This is a genomic window from Syntrophomonas palmitatica JCM 14374, from assembly GCF_001311885.1.
Lineage (GTDB): Bacteria > Bacillota > Syntrophomonadia > Syntrophomonadales > Syntrophomonadaceae > Syntrophomonas_A > Syntrophomonas_A palmitatica.
Genome location: NZ_BBCE01000004.1, coordinates 59,833 through 78,414, shown reverse-complemented (window position 1 = coordinate 78,414; position 18,582 = coordinate 59,833). Strand labels below are relative to the sequence as shown.

At 46.2% G+C, this 18,582-nt stretch carries 17 protein-coding genes and 1 pseudogene; 13 read left to right on the top strand and 5 right to left on the bottom strand.

Features of this window, described 5'->3' with window-relative positions; translation table 11 throughout:
• The first annotated feature begins 37 nt into the window (after positions 1–37).
• From JCM14374_RS03425 to JCM14374_RS03410, 4 genes and pseudogenes are all read left to right on the top strand, one after another.
• Positions 38–238 (top strand): hypothetical protein, encoded by a 201-nt coding sequence (locus JCM14374_RS03425; protein ID WP_157048937.1) that lies wholly within the window; start codon positions 38–40, stop codon positions 236–238.
• Positions 238–447, top strand: coding sequence for a hypothetical protein (locus JCM14374_RS03420; RefSeq protein ID WP_054693488.1), 210 nt, complete (start codon positions 238–240; stop codon positions 445–447). Before JCM14374_RS03425 ends, JCM14374_RS03420 begins: the two co-directional genes overlap by 1 nt.
• 58 nt (positions 448–505) lie before the next feature.
• Positions 506–1,720 (top strand): transglutaminase domain-containing protein, encoded by a 1,215-nt coding sequence (locus JCM14374_RS03415; protein ID WP_054693485.1) that lies wholly within the window; start codon positions 506–508, stop codon positions 1,718–1,720.
• Between the two features lie 127 nt (positions 1,721–1,847).
• A pseudogene (locus JCM14374_RS03410) lies at positions 1,848–3,538 on the top strand (NADH-dependent [FeFe] hydrogenase, group A6).
• Between the two features lie 68 nt (positions 3,539–3,606).
• Here the strand turns inward: JCM14374_RS03410 and JCM14374_RS03405 are convergent.
• The 3 genes from JCM14374_RS03405 to JCM14374_RS15920 are packed head-to-tail and all read right to left on the bottom strand — an operon-like array spanning position 3,607 to position 5,439.
• Positions 3,607–4,569 carry an XcyI family restriction endonuclease gene (locus tag JCM14374_RS03405; RefSeq protein WP_054693483.1) on the bottom strand — a complete coding sequence of 321 codons (963 nt, stop codon included), beginning with the start codon at positions 4,567–4,569 and terminating at the stop codon, positions 3,607–3,609.
• A complete protein-coding gene (locus JCM14374_RS03400) occupies positions 4,532–5,098 on the bottom strand; it encodes a DNA-methyltransferase (protein WP_439646059.1) in 567 nt (188 codons plus the stop codon). Before JCM14374_RS03400 ends, JCM14374_RS03405 begins: the two co-directional genes overlap by 38 nt.
• A complete protein-coding gene (locus JCM14374_RS15920) occupies positions 5,065–5,439 on the bottom strand; it encodes a DNA methyltransferase (protein WP_439646058.1) in 375 nt (124 codons plus the stop codon). The genes JCM14374_RS03400 and JCM14374_RS15920 overlap by 34 nt, the downstream gene beginning before the upstream one ends.
• Positions 5,440–5,815: 376 nt before the next feature.
• On the opposite strand from JCM14374_RS15920, the gene JCM14374_RS03395 reads away from it, so the two are divergent.
• The 6 genes from JCM14374_RS03395 to JCM14374_RS03370 all read left to right on the top strand — a co-directional run bounded on the left by JCM14374_RS03395 (position 5,816) and on the right by JCM14374_RS03370 (position 11,276).
• Positions 5,816–6,625, top strand: a complete 810-nt coding sequence (locus JCM14374_RS03395) for an HlyD family secretion protein (protein ID WP_500797386.1) — start codon at positions 5,816–5,818, stop codon at positions 6,623–6,625.
• 63 nt (positions 6,626–6,688) lie between these two features.
• The gene (locus JCM14374_RS03390; protein WP_369397281.1) at positions 6,689–7,570 is read left to right on the top strand and encodes an ABC transporter ATP-binding protein; all 882 of its coding nucleotides are present in this window, start codon (positions 6,689–6,691) and stop codon (positions 7,568–7,570) included.
• A 126-nt stretch (positions 7,571–7,696) separates the two neighbouring features.
• Positions 7,697–8,608, top strand: a complete 912-nt coding sequence (locus tag JCM14374_RS03385; RefSeq protein ID WP_054693478.1) for an ABC transporter ATP-binding protein — start codon at positions 7,697–7,699, stop codon at positions 8,606–8,608.
• A gap of 4 nt (positions 8,609–8,612) precedes the next feature.
• Positions 8,613–9,722 (top strand): ABC transporter permease, encoded by a 1,110-nt coding sequence (locus tag JCM14374_RS03380; protein WP_054693475.1) that lies wholly within the window; start codon positions 8,613–8,615, stop codon positions 9,720–9,722.
• A 15-nt stretch (positions 9,723–9,737) separates the two neighbouring features.
• Positions 9,738–10,331, top strand: coding sequence for a TetR/AcrR family transcriptional regulator (locus JCM14374_RS03375; protein ID WP_054693471.1), 594 nt, complete (start codon positions 9,738–9,740; stop codon positions 10,329–10,331).
• 102 nt (positions 10,332–10,433) lie between these two features.
• Positions 10,434–11,276, top strand: a complete 843-nt coding sequence (locus JCM14374_RS03370; protein WP_207641576.1) for a YihY/virulence factor BrkB family protein — start codon at positions 10,434–10,436, stop codon at positions 11,274–11,276.
• Here the strand turns inward: JCM14374_RS03370 and JCM14374_RS03365 are convergent.
• Positions 11,270–13,465, bottom strand: a complete 2,196-nt coding sequence (locus tag JCM14374_RS03365) for a heavy metal translocating P-type ATPase (protein WP_083453841.1) — start codon at positions 13,463–13,465, stop codon at positions 11,270–11,272. The genes JCM14374_RS03370 and JCM14374_RS03365 overlap by 7 nt on opposite strands.
• Before the next feature lie 24 nt (positions 13,466–13,489).
• Positions 13,490–13,843: an ArsR/SmtB family transcription factor gene (locus tag JCM14374_RS03360; protein ID WP_054693468.1), complete on the bottom strand. Its 354-nt coding sequence runs from the start codon at positions 13,841–13,843 to the stop codon at positions 13,490–13,492.
• A gap of 213 nt (positions 13,844–14,056) precedes the next feature.
• Between JCM14374_RS03360 and JCM14374_RS03355 the strand changes: the two genes are divergently transcribed.
• The 3 genes from JCM14374_RS03355 to JCM14374_RS03345 all read left to right on the top strand — a co-directional run bounded on the left by JCM14374_RS03355 (position 14,057) and on the right by JCM14374_RS03345 (position 18,561).
• Entirely contained in the window at positions 14,057–14,842 is a 786-nt protein-coding gene (locus JCM14374_RS03355; RefSeq protein WP_054693465.1) for an MBL fold metallo-hydrolase, read from the top strand.
• 172 nt (positions 14,843–15,014) lie between these two features.
• Positions 15,015–18,218, top strand: a complete 3,204-nt coding sequence (locus tag JCM14374_RS03350; protein ID WP_054693462.1) for an ATP-binding protein — start codon at positions 15,015–15,017, stop codon at positions 18,216–18,218.
• On the top strand, positions 18,196–18,561 hold the full coding sequence (locus tag JCM14374_RS03345; RefSeq protein WP_054693460.1) for a response regulator: 366 nt from the start codon (positions 18,196–18,198) through the stop codon (positions 18,559–18,561). The genes JCM14374_RS03350 and JCM14374_RS03345 overlap by 23 nt, the downstream gene beginning before the upstream one ends.
• The last annotated feature ends 21 nt before the right edge of the window (positions 18,562–18,582 follow it).

Below are 18,582 nucleotides of genomic sequence, written 5' to 3'. Positions count from 1 at the left end.
ATCTCAAACCAAAATTATGAAAGGTTCAGGTATACATATGAAGTCATTTAGAAAAATTGTTTCCATATTATCGTTGTTGGCTGTGCTGCCATTTTTAATTCCCGGACCTGCTGTGCAGGCAGCAAATCCTCCCCAGCACCAAGATATGGCGCAGGTGCTTAATTCCCTGGGATTGCTTCTGGGGACTCCCCAGGCTTCGAACTGGAGAAAACGCCTGATCGCGCCCAGGGAGCAGTAATGCTGGTAAGGCTGTTAGGCCAGGAAGCTAACGCCCGCAGCAGCAATTATACGCATCCTTTTGGGGACGTTCCTTCCTGGGCCGACCCCTATGTAGGTTATATGTACCGGTACAAATTGAGTCAGGGGATTTCACCCCATCAATACAACCCGCAGACCTTTATCCGCCAGCCAGTATACTGCCTTTGTTCTGCGGGCCCTGGGTTATGACGACCGGCAGGGCGATTTTAATTGGAATCTTTCGCTTGAAAAAGCTTATAACATTGGCTTGCTGGACAAAAACACCTGGCAGCAGCTGAAAAACCAGCCCCTTTTCTGCCGGGATGATATGGTATTAATATCATATCTGGCTTTGCAAACAAAAATAAAAGATCGAAATCAAACCCTGCTGCAAAAATTGGTTGACGATAAGGTTATCCCGCAGCAGATAGCAGAAGCGAGCGGATTGTATCCCAAAGCAATCGTTGAAAATGATTCCTGGCCGGTTCCAGCTGCAACGGCAACAACTATTGCCTATAAAGCCAGCAATCAAAGTGAATTAACCCAAATCCTGCAAGATTCTATATCAACATTACAGACCGCTGTACAAATAAAATTGGACTACCCTGACGCTCTGGATAATTTCGAGGATGCTGTAAACAAAGCCCTAAATGCGATTGAAAAAAGCACCGGATTGTGCAACCTCTTAAAAAGCTGGCAATATCGCGGGACAGATTCGGCTGTAACCGTTAAATTAACCTATCGCTATTCAGCCTCGCAGTTAAACCAGCTTAAAAGTGAGCGTGATCGTATAATATCCGGTTATATAAAAGCCAGTATGAGTGATTATGATAAAGAAAAGGTTTTACATGATTACATTATTGAACACAGCCGCTACGATTATCAAAATCTAGTAAACAACACCTTACCGCCTGATTCCTATACCGCCTACGGAGTGCTGTTAAAGGGGAGCGGGGTTTGCCAGGGTTACGCAGAAGCCATGAATATCTTGGCTCGCAAAGCCGGTTTGGAAACGATAATGATTTCAGGCAGCGCATATAATAACGGCAGCCTGGAATCCCATGCCTGGAATTTAATCAAAATAAACGGCGGCTATTATCATCTGGATGTGACCTGGGATGACCCGGTTGATGAAGATGGTACCGATCACCTTTTATACACGTACTTTAATCTCAATGATAAAGAAATGCAAAAAGACCATTCCTGGCAAGGCAACCTCTATCCGAATTGTATATCAGACCAATTCAACTACTATATATATAATCATAAATATGCGGCAGATTTCGCTGCATTTACGGATTATTTACATAATACTCTGCAGAACAAAGCTCCCTGTCTGGACATGAAAATCATCAAGTTTAACCCGGAAGACTATCGTAATATAAAAAATATGCTGTTTAATAGTGAGAACGTTTCCAGTATCAGCTACCAAATAGACGAGACCCATGGAATTATAAATATCTCCCAAATCGAATACTTCTGAGCTGGTCATAATGATGCCCGGTTTCAAAATTCCTTTTTTCATCCTATAGTTTCTTCTTGACACTCAATTTTGCAAAAAATAAACTGATTGAAGAAAGAGCTCGAATAAAAAGGGAGAGGGGAATTGTATGGTTTATGTCATTGTAAACGGCATCCAGGTAACGGTTCCCGACGGCACCACGGTAATGCAGGCCGCTGCTGCGGCTGGATTCCAGCTGCCGTCACTGTGCAGCCATCCAGACCTGAAGGTAAAGGACAACTGTAAGGTTTGTGTGGTTGACATCAATGGAGAGTTGAAAACCGCCTGTTCGGAAGTGGTATCTCCGGGTATGGTAGTTAAAACCTTCACTCCGGCCGTTATTGAAGCCAAAAAAGCCAATCTTAAGAAAATCCTGCAGGTACACCCGCAAGACTGCCTGAACTGCCCTCGCAATCAAAATTGCGAACTGCAAACCCTGGCTGAAACGCTTATTATCCGCGATGTAGAGCCCAAGCCCTTGAAACTTGCCAAGGACACCTCTACTCCATCCCTGCTGCGCGATCCTTCCAAATGCACCCTGTGCGGACGCTGCGTAGAAGTATGCAACGATATTCAGACCGTCGGAGCCCTGGAAATTAAGGATGGCGTAGTTCGCACCGTGGACGGTAAGCCTCTGATTGAAACCAAGTGCGTAATGTGCGGGCAATGTGCACTGGTCTGTCCGGTGGGCGCAATTGTCGAAAATGAAGAAATGGATAAATTCCTGGCCGCGGTAGCCGACCCGGATAAGATTGTCGTAACCCAAATTGCCCCGGCTGTTCGTGTTGCCGTTGCTGAAGAACTGGGCCTTCCTACCGGTTCTTTGGATATGCTTAATTTTGTAGCCGGCTTAAGAGCCTGGGCTTTGATTATGTATTCCACACCAATTTCACTGCCGACCTGACCATCCTGGAAGAAGGCAATGAATTGCTGAAACGCCTCAAAGAAGGCGGCACTCTGCCTATGCTGACATCCTGCAGCCCAGGTTGGATCAACTTCTGTGAAACATTCTATCCGGACCAGCTGGACCACCTGTCCACCTGTAAATCACCCCAGCAGATGTTTGGTTCCTTGGTCAAAACCTACTGGGCACAGAAAATGGGCGTAGATCCGTCCAAGATTTATTCGGTATCAATCATGCCCTGTACCGCTAAGAAATTCGAGGCCGCCAGGCCGGAGATGAATTCCAGCGGATACCGGGATGTAGACCTGGTTCTGACCACCCGTGAAGTGGGCAAGCTCTTCCGTATCGGCGGTCCCATTTGGGACAAGATGGAGCCCTCGCAGTTTGATTCTTTAATGGGCGCCTACACTGGTGCGGCCGTTATATTCGGAGCCTCCGGCGGAGTTATGGAAGCGGCCCTCAGAACCGTATATGAAGTAGTAACCGGCAAGACCCTGGCTGATGTAAACTTCACCGGCGTACGCGGTTTCGAAAGCATTAAAGAAGCATCCGTTGACCTGGACGGCACCGTGGTAAAAGTTGCGGTCGCCAACTCTCTGGGTGCGGCGCGCAAGATAATGGATGAAGTAAAAGCTGGTACTTCTCCTTATCATTTCATTGAGGTCATGTGCTGTCCCGGCGGCTGCATAGGCGGCGGCGGCCAGACCATTCCTTCTACTATCGCCAAGAAAGTGGAAAGAATTCATGCCATCTATGATGAAGACGCCGGACTGCCCCTGCGCAAATCACATGAGAATCCGGAAGTTAAGGCTCTGTATGATGATTTCCTGCATGAGCCCCTGGGACACAAATCCCACGAACTCCTGCACACTCATTATCACCCCACCGGAAAATAAACTGCTTCAGCAAGAGCCACCACAACTGTGGTGGCTCTTTTTGTTTAATTGAGTTTATTAAAACATTATTATTCTATTCCAGTAAGTGCTTTTATCCTTGATTGAAAATCAACATATTCATTTCCGCTTCTTGATACTAAATCCGATAATCTAAAAATTTGATTGGTTGAAGGTGATTCTTTTCTGGCTGTAGACATATTAATCCGGTCCACATTAACAATTGTCCAACATTCCACATAACCATCCAATTTAGCCTTCTGGTGACTTTTTTCCGCTTCGCCAATGCGATTATGAATGTTGGAAAAATCCTCTCCGCCTTTAACTTCAATAGCAATAATATTTCTGTACATAGCATTTGGCATTTCTTCGCGGATAATAATATCTGGATCTGCAGAAAACTCAATTAATACTTTCCTTTTGGCAGCATTAAGAATTTGAATCCGCTTGTTATTAGCGTTAATGGTTGCACCATCTACTATTTCCCTTATTATTTGAAATACCGCCACCATGCCCGCTTTACCTTTTCGTGTATTTTGGCTGCCCCGCAACTGAGCTCCCAATGTTAGCAGAGTAAGATCATCCAACTCAGAAGCCGTTACTTTTTGATTTACTCCATCAAGTAAAAAACAAGCACTATTAATCAAGGCTTTGCATAGTTCTTCCAATTTTACTTCATTAGCGGGTGATAGTTTTCCTTCTTCCTCCATTTTAATAAAACTGGTACAGCCAAATTCCGATGTATAAAAGGCCTTTTTGCTAAAACCCAGCAGTAAACGGTAATAACCCAGTAAAAAAGGATTTTTTCCAAGAATACATGGAACGGAAAATAGCAATTCTCCGCGTAAACCATACCCAGCTACCAAAGCCAAGTAGTTTTTGGGAACTAACCTGGCCATATCTTGATCAATGCACGAAATATCCATATGACGAACAGTCTTTTTCAAAGCATCCTGCAGGTTTGTATTCCTAAATTGCTGCAAAATGAGATGGAAATCAATTTGCAGACTGGGAGGCGGAATATTGATGCTCATCAGGCGTCTCCTTAATATAGAAAATATTTTGTGCATGTTGTTCCTGAAGTCGTTTCACCGCAATATTCACATAATCAGGATTAAGCTCAATACCAATAAACTTACGATTATATTCCTGACATACTACTCCTACAGTTCCTGAACCGAAAAAGGGATCCAATATGAATTCTCCAGGTTTAGTGGACGATAGGATGCAGGGTTCCACTAGTTGCGGCGGAAAAGTCGCAAAATGAGCTTCGGGAAAAGAACGCGTATTTATACTCCAAACCGTTCTTTTGTTACGCCCATTAGCCTCTAATATTGCAGCCCGATCATAGTAATACTTTTCCGATTTAGTTAACATAAAAACATATTCGTGATCACGGGTAGGTCTATCTTTTACGCTCTCCGGTTGGGCATTGGGTTTATGCCAAATAATATCCGCGCGTAAAAACCAACCATCTGCTTGAAGAGCGAGCGCCAGTCTCCAGGGTATACCCAGCAAATCTTTAGGTTTCAGTCCAACCGGTGTATCTGGTCTGGTTGCCATGGCCCGGGCTGGATTTTTTTGTCGGTAGCTCTGTAACCGCGATTACCTGATGTGTAACCGTCCCCAATATTTAACCAGAGGATGCCGTCATCACGTAGAATTCGACGGGCCTCAGCCAAAACCCTTACTAGATTATTTATGTATTGTTGTAATTCCGATTCCAGTCCCATTTGCCCTGGTATCCCATAATCTCGCAGCCCCCAGTACGGAGGTGAAGTAACAATGCACTGTACATAATTGGAAGGAAGACGTTGAAGAACCGTGAAAGCATCCCCTTCGACTAAAAGAGAATCAGCGGGAATTATTTCTGAAACACGGTCTATTTTTATTGTGGTTAACAATTAATATCACCTCTATTGCATACATTTCGCCAACGATTATCATTTTCCTGCTTTTATTTAACAAAAACAGAATGTTTGTTCTGTAGCTTTCACTGCGTATTATCCCTTCATTAACAATCTTGACAACCACAATTAACCAGTATATTATTTTAGTAAACTTGGTAAACTATTTTGTTGTTTATAGTTTACTTATGGGGGTCGGCAATAATGCAAAATAAAAAACCTATCATATTAATTCTGCTTTTGTTCATGGCTGCAGGTTGTTATTACTTATATAATATCTATCTGCTCCAGGGATGATGCGCTTCAGGCTGCCGGCACTATCGAAGCTACTACCTACGAATTAAATGCCCGCCTGAATGGCGTCATTAAAACTTTGACTATAGAAGAAGGAGCTCGGGTCAAGAAAAACCAGCTGGTGGCTGAGCTTACCCGCTCCGATCTGGAAGCGCAGAAGGAACGAGATGCCCTGGGAGTTATGGTCGCCCAGAGCAAGTTGGATGATCTTGTTTCCGGGGCGCGTTCGCAAGAACTGCAGGAAGCCCTTCTGAATGTAGAGATGGCGGAGGATAAAAGCAGCAAGGCTGAACAAGATCTAAACCGGGCCACCGAATTAAGAAACTCCGGGGCTATCTCTCAGCAGGAATGGGAAAAAATCAAACTTGATAAAGAAAACCTGGATCGTCAATTAGAAATATATCGGGCACGCCTGCAGCTGTTGGAATCAGGCAGCCGACCCGGGGTTATTAGCGGCGCCCAGGCGGAACTAGAACGCAGCAAAGCGGTTCTGAAGGCCAGTGAGAGTATGCTGGCTGACCTGAAAATCTACGCCCCCGCATCAGGCACGATTATCAGCCAGAATTATGAGCCAGGCGAATATATTCCCCTGGGGGCTTCACTGGCTACCCTGGCTGATCTGAACGACCTCTGGCTCAAGGTATATATTCCCACTGATGATCTGCCCCGTATTCACTTAAACCAGGAGGTCAAGGTCAGCGTCAGCGGCAGTGACCAAACGTTTTATGGCAAGGTAACCAAAATCGCTTCTCGGGGTGAATATACGCCCAAAACTATTCAAACCCGCAAGGAAAGAAGCAACGTGGTTTTCGCCGTCAAGATATCCCTTAGCAATCCGGGTTCAGTTTTGAAACCTGGTATGCCCGCCGATGTAATCTTTGAAGAATAAAAAACAGCCATAGATTGACACTGATTTTCCGACAGGTGATATTTTATGATTCAATGTGAAAATTTGAGCAAAAGATTTGCTGATATAGAAGCGTTAAAGCAGGTTTCGTTCCAGGTAGACAAAGGCAGCATCTTCGGGGTAGTGGGACCGGATGGGGCAGGTAAAACCACCTTGTTCCGGGCTGTCTGCAATCTGCTTGTGCCGGATTCAGGCCATATAACAATTATGGGCCGGGATGCGGCAAATGTACAGCGGGATCACATCGGATATATGCCGCAGAATTTCAGCCTGTATGGCGACCTGTCGGTAATGGAAAACCTGCGTTTTTTCTCGTCACTGTATGGTATTGACTGGAAAACAGCCCGCCAACGCGCCCTGGAGCTTTTGGCATTTACGCGGTTGGATCCTTTTCAGGATAGGCTGGCTGCTCAGCTTTCCGGAGGAATGAAGCAAAAACTGGCCCTGGCTTCGGCCTTGATTACTGAACCTGACGTTTTGCTGCTGGATGAACCTACTTACGGTGTAGACCCTGAGTCACGCCAGGAATTCTGGCAGCTGCTCTATACGCTTAATCAGCAGGGCGTGACTATAATGGTATCCACGCCATATATGGATGAAGCTGAACTATGCCACCAGGTGGCTTTGCTAAACCAGGGAGAACTGGCGGCGCTTGATTCCCCCAACGGACTGAAGCAAAATCTGCAGGGACGTTTGCTGGAGGTTAGGACCTCTGCCAAACAACCGCGCTTATTCGCTCAAATACCGGGGGTTATTGATTCTTCCTTCTTCGGGGACCGTTATCATCTCCTGGTCGAAGACCAGAAGCAGGCTGTGGACGAAATAACAACCTGCCTTGCTCAGCAAGAGCTGGAACTGATATCTATAAGCGAAATCGAAGCTTCCATGGAGGATGTTTTTGTATTCCTGGCCGAATCAGGAAGATAGATGCAGAGCAAAGATTTAAACCACAGACTCAACTCTGATATTTAAAATGTTGTGAAAAATCCGTGTGTATCTGTGGTCGGTTGTTATGAGGCGGTTTCTGTCGAGTTCACAAAAGCGGGTGGTTTTATGAGTTTAGCTGTCAAAACCAGGGAACTGAGTAAACACTTCGGCGATTTTGTCGCGGTTGACAGACTTAACCTTGAAATAGAAACCGGAGAGGTTTGTGCTTTTCTGGGTCCGAATGGGGCGGGAAAGACCACGACCATTCGCATGCTGTGCGGTATACTGGCTATAGATTCCGGTTCAGCCGCGGTATTGGGGTTAGACCTTAAGCGTGACAGTGATAGGATTAAAAACCGCATTGGTTATATGTCGCAAAAATTCAGCCTCTATGAAGAATTAAGCGTGGCCGAAAACCTTGACTTTTATGCCGGGCTCTACAACCTGCGGGGTAAAGATAAGAAACACCGATGCCAGGAAATGATTACGTTAAGCGGTTTGGAAGGGAGAGAAGCCTGCCTGGTAAATCAGCTCAGCCGTGGCTACAGGCAGCGGCTGGCTCTGGCATGTGCGATAATTTCCCGTCCAGCTTTGATTTTTCTGGATGAACCCACCAGCGGGGTTAGTCCCAGCAGCCGCCGGGCCTTTTTTGATTTGATCCGGGAACTCTCTTTAGAGGGGACTACTGTGATCGTCAGCACTCATTTCATGGATGAAGCGGAGAGATGCGACCGCATCGCTTTCTTCAACCAGGGGAAACTCCTGGCTCTGGACAGCCCGACCCATCTTAAGCAGAGTGTGCTGGAAGGCATATTGCTGGAGGCGGAATTTGAAAACCCGTTAAGTATGATTCCTGCTATACAAACACTGCCCGGAGTTAAAGAATGTAGTGTTCACGGCAGATTTCTGCACATACTGGCAGATGCAGAATACGACCCAAACGCTCTGGAAAGCAATATAAAAACAAAAACCCGGATTATAACTCCCGGTCTGGAAGATGTCTTCGTAGCCCTGGCCCGTAAACGCGAAAGCAGGTGATATGATGAACCGTATTATGGCTGTCATCAATAAAGAATATATCCAGATGAAACGAGATCGCATGACCCTGGCTTTAATCTTTATGATACCCCTGGTGCAGCTTTTGCTGTTCGGTTTCGCCATCCAAACGGAAGTAAAGCACATTCCTACGGTCGTTTTTGACCAGTCGCTTTCCCCGGAAAGCCGCGACCTTCTGGAATCGTTCTCTGCTTCCGGATATTTCGATATCGCGTATACTTCAGACAGCTTCAGCAAAGTGAATCGCTATATTGACAGCGGTCAGGCGCGGGTGGGAATAATTCTGCCTCCAGATTTTACCCGTAATGTCAAAAGAGGAGTCCCGGCCAGCGTTCAGGTTATTGTTGACGCCAGTGACAGCATGGTAGCCAACCAGGCCATTGCTACTGCCAATGCCATTGGTCTGTTAAAATCGCAGCAGATGATTTTCAAAAAGGTGGGCCTGAGCCAGGCACCTTATGATATCCGGGTGCGTCCCTGGTATAATCCGGACGGAGTTACCGCCTATTATATGGTTCCGGCTATTTTGGGAATCGTTGTTACCATGACCATGGTAATCATTACCGCCGTGGCCATAGTCAGAGAAAGAGAACGCGGGACCTTGGAACAGCTTCTGGTTAGCCCGCTTAAACCTTACGAATTAATGATCGGGAAAATCGTGCCTTATATAGTCCTGGGTTACCTGCAGATTACAGTGGCTTTGTTGGTGGGAGTTTTAGTGTTTCATGTCCCTATCCGGGGCAGTCTTGTACAGCTTTATCTCCTGACTTTATTCTTTATCACCGCGTCACTGGGATTGGGACTTATGATTTCCAATCTGGCCCAGAACCAGATGCAGGCCTTTCAGCTTTCCTTTTTTGTTATGCTGCCCAGTATACTGCTGTCTGGATTTATGTTTCCCCGGGCGGCTATGCCCAAAATCATTTATTACCTGACTTTTGTTATACCTTTGACCTATTACCTGGATATAATCAGAGGCATTGTTTTAAAGGGCATAGGCTTTCCCTATTTAGTGGGTCAGGTTACAGCTTTGCTCGTTTTTTCCGTATTAATGCTGGGAATAAGCGTATTAAAATTTAAGAAAAACATCGCCTGAGACGGGGGTATGAAAATGAATGATTCTATTCGCAGCCGGATTATAAATACCTGTCAGGAATTAGCCCGCACAAGGGGTTTTCAGCGTTTGACCGTAGACGACCTGGCCCGCGGCGCCGGTATCAGCAAACGCACCCTCTACCGTTATTTTCACAGCAAAGAGGAAGTAATTGAAGCTGCCCTGGATAAATTCATGCAGGATATCCAGACCGAAGCCGATATCATAATATGCAGTAACAAACCTCCGCGGGAACTTGTCAACCACATGTTGAACTTTCTTTTTACCCGTGCCCAGTTTATTACAAATAGTATGAGCCTGGATGACCTGCGTAAATATTATCCTCATCTATGGCAAAAAATTGACGCTTTCCGTCTGGAACGCATACGTTCAATCATAAATGCCATAAATGAACGGCAAAAAACGCCTACAGCTATTGACCCTCGTATCTTGGGCGTCGTTGTCACAGCGGCAATTCAAGCTGTTCTGAATCCTGATTTCATTTTAGAGAATAACCTGAGCTTCACGGATACCGCTCACCAGTTAAGCCAGCTATTGACTACTGCTTTTTTGTCTCCCCCAATAAATGATCCCTGCCATAATAATCTATAACTCAGCTTGCGCAGTTGACTTCAGGCAGAGTTTTGGCTTGCATGCTTATGTGCAAATATAATATAAATGTATAAGGTAAATTTTAACGGAGGACGCTGTCTGGTGCTGAAAAACTGGTTTGAGGTTGGAATGGATTTCTACCGGCGTTTTCAAGCTCACGAGGTGCCAGCTTTGGGAGCCCAGATGAGCTATTATCTTATACTGGCCTTTTTCCCTTTTCTGATTTTTCTCCTCATATTATTGAGTTTTACACCTATCACCGGAGATTTGGCGCTGGCTGACCTGTCCCGTTTGATCCCCCGCAGTTCCTATGAAATAATCGAAGACGTGGTAGAACAGACCCTGGCTGCCAAACGTCACACCTTGCTTTCATTTGGTTTCATTTTTACGCTCTGGTCAGCCTCCAGCGGTGTGAATGCCATAATCCGAGGCATAAATAAAGCCTATGACGAGCCTGAAACCCGTCCTTTCTGGATGATTACCGGAATTTCACTTTTATTTACCATCGGGCTGGTTATTATAATTATTCTCTCCTTAACCTTGCTGGTACTGGGTAAACTCCTGGGTTTGATGTTTTTTAACTACCTGGGGTTCAGCAGCTTTTTCACCACCAGTTGGGGGGTATTTCGTTACACGCTGCCTTTAATAGTAATGCTGCTCGTATTCGCCTTCTTTTACCGGGTTGCCCCTAACCGCAAAATAAACTTTGCCGAGGTGCTGCCCGGCGCCATTTTTTCCACCCTGGGGTGGGTTGCTATTTCCTGGGCCTTCTCTTTTTATGTCAACAACTTCGCCAACTACTCCCGCACCTATGGCAGTCTGGGCGGAATTATCGTACTCTTGCTGTGGTTATATATCAGCAGTATCATAATCCTGCTGGGTGGCGAAATAAACGCGATTTTAAGGCTAAGAAAGGAAGATGCTCCGCGTGAAATCACTCATTGAGTGCGAAAGCGCAAAAGTCTTAAGCCATTCATCGTCACCAGCAGGGTAGTGCCCATATCGGCCGCAACTGCCAGCCAGAGGGTTAGCCAACCCGGGACCACCAGGAGCAGTATCATTCCTTTGAACAGCAGCGAGAAACCGATATTCTGTTTTATAATTCTCAAGGTCTTGCGGCTCAGCGCTATCAAATACGCCAGTTTGGAAAGATCATCGCCCATTAAGGCAATATCGGCGGTATCAATGGCCGCGTCACTGCCCGCCACCCCCATGGCGATGCCAAGGCTTGCCGCCGCTAAAGCCGGAGCATCATTAACCCCGTCTCCCACCATAGCCACCGCGCCATATTCTTCTTGAAGCTCCCTTATGACCTGCAATTTATCTTCCGGCATAAGTTCAGCCCGAAAATGATCGACTCCCGTCAGGTCAGCCGTCCTCCGGGCGGCCGCATAATTATCCCCGGTAAGCATGATAACATTGCTTATCCCGGCTGCGTGCAAATCCCGTACCGCCCGCGGGCTGTTTTCCCGCAGCCGGTCGGCGGCGGCCAGCAAGGCCTGCACCTTGCCCTCAGCCCCTAGCAGTACGGTAGTCCGTCCTTGTGCGTTAAGGTCATTTATCTGTTCAGCAGCCCTATCAATAGATATGCCGTTTTCGGCCAAAAACGCCGGACTCCCTATCAGGCATTCTTCACCGGAAATAATGCCCCGCGCGCCTTTTCCCGGTACAGACGCAAAACCCTGTAAATCAGGAAGCAAAATATCCCGTTCTTGGGCTGAATTTAAAATAGCCTGGGCCAAGGGGTGTTCGGAGCGTTTTTCTATAGCGGCTGCCGCCCCCAAAACCCGCGCTTCATCCCAATCACCCTTTAATATAATATCAGTCAGCTCCGGCTGTCCGCTGGTAAGAGTACCGGTTTTATCCATGGCTATAGCCCTGACGTCTCCCGCCTGTTCCAGGTAAGCTCCGCCCTTTATCATAATACCCTGCCGGGCAGCATTGCCTATGGCAGATACAATGCTTACCGGAGTAGAAATAACCAGAGCACAGGGGCAGGCTACCAGCAGCATAGCCAGGGCCTCATAGAACCAGCGGCTCCAGGAATAACCCCCAACCAGCGGCGGCAAAACCGCCACTAAAACCGCACCCAGAATAACAGCGGGGGTGTAATAATGAGCAAAACGGTCGATGAATTGTTGCGAGGGGGCCTTCTGCCCCTGCGCCTCCTCCACAAGATGGATAATGCGGGCTACCGTGTTGTCTTTTGCCAGGCGGGTTACTTTAACCTCCAAAGCCCCTAACTGGTTCAGGGTACCGGCAAAAACCTGATCCCCCCTCTGTTTGGCTGCGGGCATGGATTCACCGGTGATGGCGGCTTGATTTACCGCAGAAGCGCCAGCGACAACCTGCCCGTCCATAGATATTTTCTCTCCGGGTTTAACCAGCATAATGTCACCAATTTCTACGTCTTCGACATTGAGCAAAACCTCAACGCCATTTCGCCGGATAAGAGCCTGCGCTGGCGCCAATTCCATGAGCGTACGTATGGAATTGCGGGTGCGGTCCAGGCTGTAAGCCTGGAGGGCATTACCCAGGGCAAAGAGAAATACAACTACCGCGCCTTCCTGGTATTGCCCTATGGCTGCCGCTCCTACGGCAGCCAGTGTCATCAGGATATTCATATCCAGTTCCCGGGCGGTTATTAATACCGAGAGCCCGGTTCGCGCAGGATGGTAAGCCCCCAGCCCTATAGCCAGTATATAAGCCGCTGCCTGATAAAAATGAGGAGCCGCCAGAAAATCCAGCCCCAGGGCCAGGCTTAAAAATACCGCGGATATAAGAGCTGCTATGGCATAATTATTAGAGCGCCAAAAAGGCAGATTATCCTCGACAAGATCGGGGTAACCTTCCAGATGGCCCCGATAACCCATATTCTTGACTACCCTTAATACTTCAGCTATAGGTACCTGGTGTTCCAGATAAAGTTTGCCCATGGCAAAATTAATCCGCGCCGATTTTACTCCGGGCATAGCTTGAACCCGTTTTTCCAGTTTGGCTGCGCAATCAGCGCAATCAAGATCTTGTAACAAAACCACGCTTATCGTGGCGGCCTCACTGTCCTTTGCCGCCGCCTGTTCGTTCTCCCCGGTTATTTTCAGCAAATCCTCAGGGTTTATAATTAAACCAGCCATATTATTGTCTCCATCTCCCTATTTTCATTCACGTACATGCTCCAGTCCCTGAGCAAATAAATTATTCACATGTTCATCATCCAGGCTGTAGAATAAATTCTTACCCTCCCGGCGATACTTAACCAGTTTTTGACTGCGTAATACCCGAAGCTGGTGTGATACAGCCGACTCGGACATTTCTATCAAAGCAGCCAGATCACACACGCACAGTTCCTGGTTCATTAATGCAAACAGCAGTTTTATGCGGGTAGGGTCACCCAGGGTTTTAAATATTTCCGCTAAAGCCAGTATGGTATAGTAACCCGGCATTTCCTGACGAACCGCCTCAACCAGATCTTCATGAACGTATTTCTCTTCGCAGCATTCATTGTCGCGCATTTAATTAGCCTCCCTGATCATACATATGAACAATTATTCATATGTTTAATTTAGTCTATATTAGAGATTATGTCTACCCCTAAAGTGATCATCTTAAGTCTTAATTGCATATAAGATAAAAATCTATGATAATATTTTGTATATGAACAATTCCAATGTTAACCTCATCTTCCACATAACTCACGATTGATTCATAAAGAAAGGTATGAATACGTGGATTCATCCAGCTTCACCATCCACAAAATTGAAGGATATATTGCAAATATTTATCTGTTTCAATACGATAATGGCTTATTGCTTTTTGACAGCGGCTGTATTAACGATGTGCGCCGTATTGAAGAATACTGCCGCAGGAACGGCCTGTCACCTTCTGATATAAAGCTCATCGCCGTTTCACACATGCATCCTGATCACTGCGGAGGAGCTAAGGTTCTGCGTGAAAAATACAACATCCCGGTCGCTGCCCACCGGGATGTTGACCTTTGGTATTCAGGTATTGGAGGGTCCCTGCAGCATAAATTTGATTGTTACATGGCCCGCAACGTTGCGCGGCATAACCGGCGCAAGTGTGAAAAAATGCTTTTTGATCGCGTTATTAAACCAGATTTTCTCCTGGATGATGGTCAAAGGCTGCCCGGGTTCAGTGATTGGCAGGCTATGTACGTACCCGGCCACACCTTGCATGATCTGGTTTTTTACCACCATGAGAAACGGGTTCTCTATCTGGCTGATCTTATTTGTAATATTAAGGGCAAGAAGCTGCTGCCTATGCCGATACTATTTCCAGATAAGATGGCTTATTCATACGACCGCCTGGCGGCTTTGCATGCTTCGACTCTGCTGTTGGCTCATGGCAATCCTATCGAAAGCGATGATTCCCCGGAAATTTTCGCAGCCATGAAGGCCCAGCTGAATCGACCCCCAAATAATCTCATGCGGCGGGTATACCGCATATCTGTATATTCTCCCGAAGCCAGGCGCGAACTTTTTAAAACTTGAGGTTTTGGCTTCATCTTTGCAGGAATTCAGATCTCAATTAATGAATTAATTAATATTATCTGGCATAGCAGGAATTGCTAAATTTTGACCCTGAAAACATTATCCGCTGCAGGGAGCCTTGCGTTCTCATTTATCTGTTAAGAATGGTGTCAGGGTACAGGAGGCTTACTGGGTGTTCCTGGTTTCATTAATAACCTTTCTGGCGTTTGTCGTTTATGTTTATCTGGGCGTCTATGTTCTGCGTTTAAAACCCCGCACTAATTTAAGCTGGATTTTTTTCGCGCTCTGCATGTCATGCGCTATCTGGGCTTTTTGTATTGCCTTCATGTTTCCGGCACCTAACCAGGAAACCGCCTGGCTATGGTTCAGATATTCCGCTCCGGGCTGGTGCCTGGGACCTGCGCTGTTGCTGCATTTTAATCTGGTCCTCACCGGCAAATTAAAACAGCCGAAAAATCGTTTCCTGCTTTTCCTTATATACATACCAGCGGTTGTTTTTATGTTCCTGGGAATGACCCGGGGGGTAACCGCTACAACCCTCATTTATGAAGATTTCGGCTGGAGCCCGCTCAACGCGGTTAATTCGCCGCTTTACTGGTCTTATGCCCTTTTCTATGTATTCTGCATTATTATAAGCATTGTCATTGTCTACCGTTGGGGCAAAAAAGCGGTTTTGATGCGAGAAAAGAAGCAGGCCTGGCTGGTGGGATGGTGTACCTTCATGGGGACTCTCCTGGCCTTTGCCAGTGAAACCCTGGGGCCGGCTCTCGGTTATACCTCCGTGCCTAAAATGCCTGTAGTTCTCTGGCTGGTCTGGGCCTATGGCTTGTGGGTTTCTATAACCAAATACCGGCTCATGGTTTTAAGTCCTTCGATAGCTGCCAACGCCATTATCGACAGCATTTCCGATCTGGCCATTCTAATTAATCCCTCAGGCAAAATAATTAACGTGAACCAGGCGGTTAACAAACTGCTTAATTATCAGGAAGATGTCCTGCTGAATGAAGAGCTGAAGATTATTACCGCTCATACCGGTGAAATGGCTGCCATTCAGGAAGAATTACAGCGAGACGCTGCTATCCATTATCAGGTGGAAACAGAATTAAAATGCAGCAACGGTTTGCTAATACCGGTCAAGCTAACCGCTTCGGCGGTCAGAGATGATTTCGGCGACCTTTTGTGCTATGTCCTTGTCGCTCAAGATCTAAGGCCCACCCTGGCCTTGCAGAATGAAATCCGCGAACGCGTTCGCGCCGAGGAAGCTCTGTGCAAAAGCAATTTACAGCTTAAAGAGTGGTCTGTAACCCTGCAGGAGCAAAACGATAAGCTTGAGTTTCAGAATGCGGAACTTGAAGCCATGACCCAAAGCCTGGCTGAAGGCAATCATATTCTGGAAGAAAAGAACCGGCAGTTGGAAAACCTGTTCAATAACGTGGGCCAGGGCTTTTTGTCCTTTGGCGAGGACCAGCTGATTTTAAATGAAAACAGCCTGGAATGCCGTCAAATTCTGGGGCAGAACCCGGCGGGATTCCGTTTGGCAGACCTTTTATACGCCGGCGACGAGGAACAGCGTGATTTTATGCAGGAGGTCTTTGCTAAAGTCCTGCAGGAAAGCGATCCGGATAAATATGATTTATACCTCAGTCTTTTGCCGGAAGAAATCTATCTGCATGGCCGCTGCATCAGTATCGAATATAAGAAGGCGCCCGGCTATCGCCTGGATGAGAATCACTTAATTATCGTGATTCTCACCGACATCACCGAAAAACGCGAATTGCAGAGACAACTGGAAGAGGAAAAGAACATGTTCAGCATGGTTGTAAAAACCATTGTCAACCAGCAGGATCTGTTAAAATGCATTGAAGACTTTCAGTATTTCATCGATTGTGAGCTCCCGCAGTTACTGAAGGAAAATAAGTATTTTGACGTGATTGTTACCGATACTTTAAGAAATATTCATACTTTTAAAGGAAACTTCAGCCAATTCGACGTATCCACCGTGGTAGAAGCCCTGCATAAGCTGGAAACGGCCATTATTGAAAAACGCAAAATGAACGCCAATATAGCTGAAATCATCAGCCTGCTGCAGAATTTTGATCTTTTTGCCCATCTTGACGAAGATCTTAAGATAGTACGCAGCATGACCGGCCAGGATGTCCTGCAGCGGAAAGGAAACTTTGTCATCAGTGAAGACCGGCTTATAGAACTGGAAGATTATATGTCAAAAATTCTCTCCTCTTCACAATATGACGAGCTTCTGCACAGCCTGAAAAAATTAAAATATAAATCGTTTAAAGAACTGATAAAATCATATCCGGAATATGCCGAAAGACTGGCCAGCCGGCAAGGGAAACAGATATTCCCCTTTAATATTGAAGGTGACGATATTCTGGTCGATAGCGACTACTTCCGGGATTTTACCAAGTCCCTGGTGCACATTTTCCGCAACTCTATAGACCATGGGATTGAGGATATAGAGGAACGGTTGGCCCTGGGCAAAAACCCGCCCGGAAGCATTAGCTGCCATGTTATGCAGTGGGAACAGCGTATAATATTGAGCATTGCTGACGACGGACGCGGCCTAAACCTTGAAAAGATCCGTGAAAAAGCTGTACAAAAGGGTTTAATCAGTTCTGAAGAAGCACCTTCCCTCTCCGATGATCAGCTCATTGAACTTATTTTTGTTGATGAGTTTTCCACCCATGAAAAAAGCACCCTTTTGTCAGGCAGAGGCGTAGGTCTGGCTGCGGTAAGAACAGAGACTGAAAAGATAGGAGGAAAGGTTCGCATCATAAATCTGCCCGGGCAGGGATGTCAATTCGTGTTTGATTTGCCGCTATTGGCAGAGGAATACAGGTTGAGCATTGATCTGCCCACAATTATAGCTTCGCTAACTGAAAGCGCTTCGGCTTTTCTCCTGGAACAGCTAGGGCTGGTTCTTAATGAAGTCGACGCGGGATATCAAAACGAAAACATGGTAATGCCTGATACAAGTGTGCTTCTGGCTATTCATGGCGTTTACCAGGCTATTGCCATAATATCTTTTAGTGACGCTTTAAGTGATAAATTATTAAGTATTTTCGTAGCCGATGCTGTAAACCCTGAAGAAAAGGAACAGCTTTATCCGGATATGCTGGTGGAATGCGCGAATATTATTCTGGGCAATTCCATGAAAAACTGGGGCAAGTACCAGGATTTGATTTCTATGGTCAGTCCGGTTATATTCTGTGATAAGGGGGTTGTTATTCGTCATCCCCTTTCCCAGATATCCAGCAACAAACTGGAAGCTGAAGACTACCGCATGACACTGAGTTTTGCTTTAATAAACCACCCGTCCGGGGAGGAAAATGAAGATGGCAAGAATACTTATTGCTGATGATTCAAGTGTAATGAGAAGAAGCCTAAATATGCTGCTGTCACGGGCCGGACATACAGTGGTAGGCGAAGCCGCCAACGGTGAACAGGCTTTTCTGCTGTACGGCAAGGAACATCCCGATATTGTCACAATGGATATAAGCATGCCGGTTATGGATGGCAATGACGCTATAACGAGAATACTAACCTCTTACCCGGAAGCCAGGATCATAGTAATAAGCGCCCTGGATGAGAAAAAGATGATCCTGCAGGCATTAAAAAACGGAGCCAAACAGTACATTATAAAACCTGTAACTGAAGAAAAACTCCTGCAGGCCATAAAAAATGTAATGGTTGACAGCTAAATATATCCGCCCTAAATCAGG

What these genes read in the sequence shown, in the direction of transcription:
- JCM14374_RS03425 (WP_157048937.1), top strand. Translation starts at nt 38, where the DNA reads ATGAAGTCATTTAGAAAAATTGTTTCCATATTATCGTTGTTGGCTGTG.
- JCM14374_RS03420 (WP_054693488.1), top strand. Translation starts at nt 238, where the DNA reads ATGCTGGTAAGGCTGTTAGGCCAGGAAGCTAACGCCCGCAGCAGCAAT.
- JCM14374_RS03405 (WP_054693483.1), bottom strand. Translation starts at nt 4,569, where the DNA reads ATGAGCATCAATATTCCGCCTCCCAGTCTGCAAATTGATTTCCATCTC.
- JCM14374_RS03400 (WP_439646059.1), bottom strand. Translation starts at nt 5,098, where the DNA reads ATGGCAACCAGACCAGATACACCGGTTGGACTGAAACCTAAAGATTTG.
- JCM14374_RS03385 (WP_054693478.1), top strand. Translation starts at nt 7,697, where the DNA reads ATGAGTTTAGCTGTCAAAACCAGGGAACTGAGTAAACACTTCGGCGAT.
- JCM14374_RS03380 (WP_054693475.1), top strand. Translation starts at nt 8,613, where the DNA reads ATGAACCGTATTATGGCTGTCATCAATAAAGAATATATCCAGATGAAA.
- JCM14374_RS03375 (WP_054693471.1), top strand. Translation starts at nt 9,738, where the DNA reads ATGAATGATTCTATTCGCAGCCGGATTATAAATACCTGTCAGGAATTA.
- JCM14374_RS03365 (WP_083453841.1), bottom strand. Translation starts at nt 13,465, where the DNA reads ATGGCTGGTTTAATTATAAACCCTGAGGATTTGCTGAAAATAACCGGG.
- JCM14374_RS03360 (WP_054693468.1), bottom strand. Translation starts at nt 13,843, where the DNA reads ATGCGCGACAATGAATGCTGCGAAGAGAAATACGTTCATGAAGATCTG.
- JCM14374_RS03345 (WP_054693460.1), top strand. Translation starts at nt 18,196, where the DNA reads ATGGCAAGAATACTTATTGCTGATGATTCAAGTGTAATGAGAAGAAGC.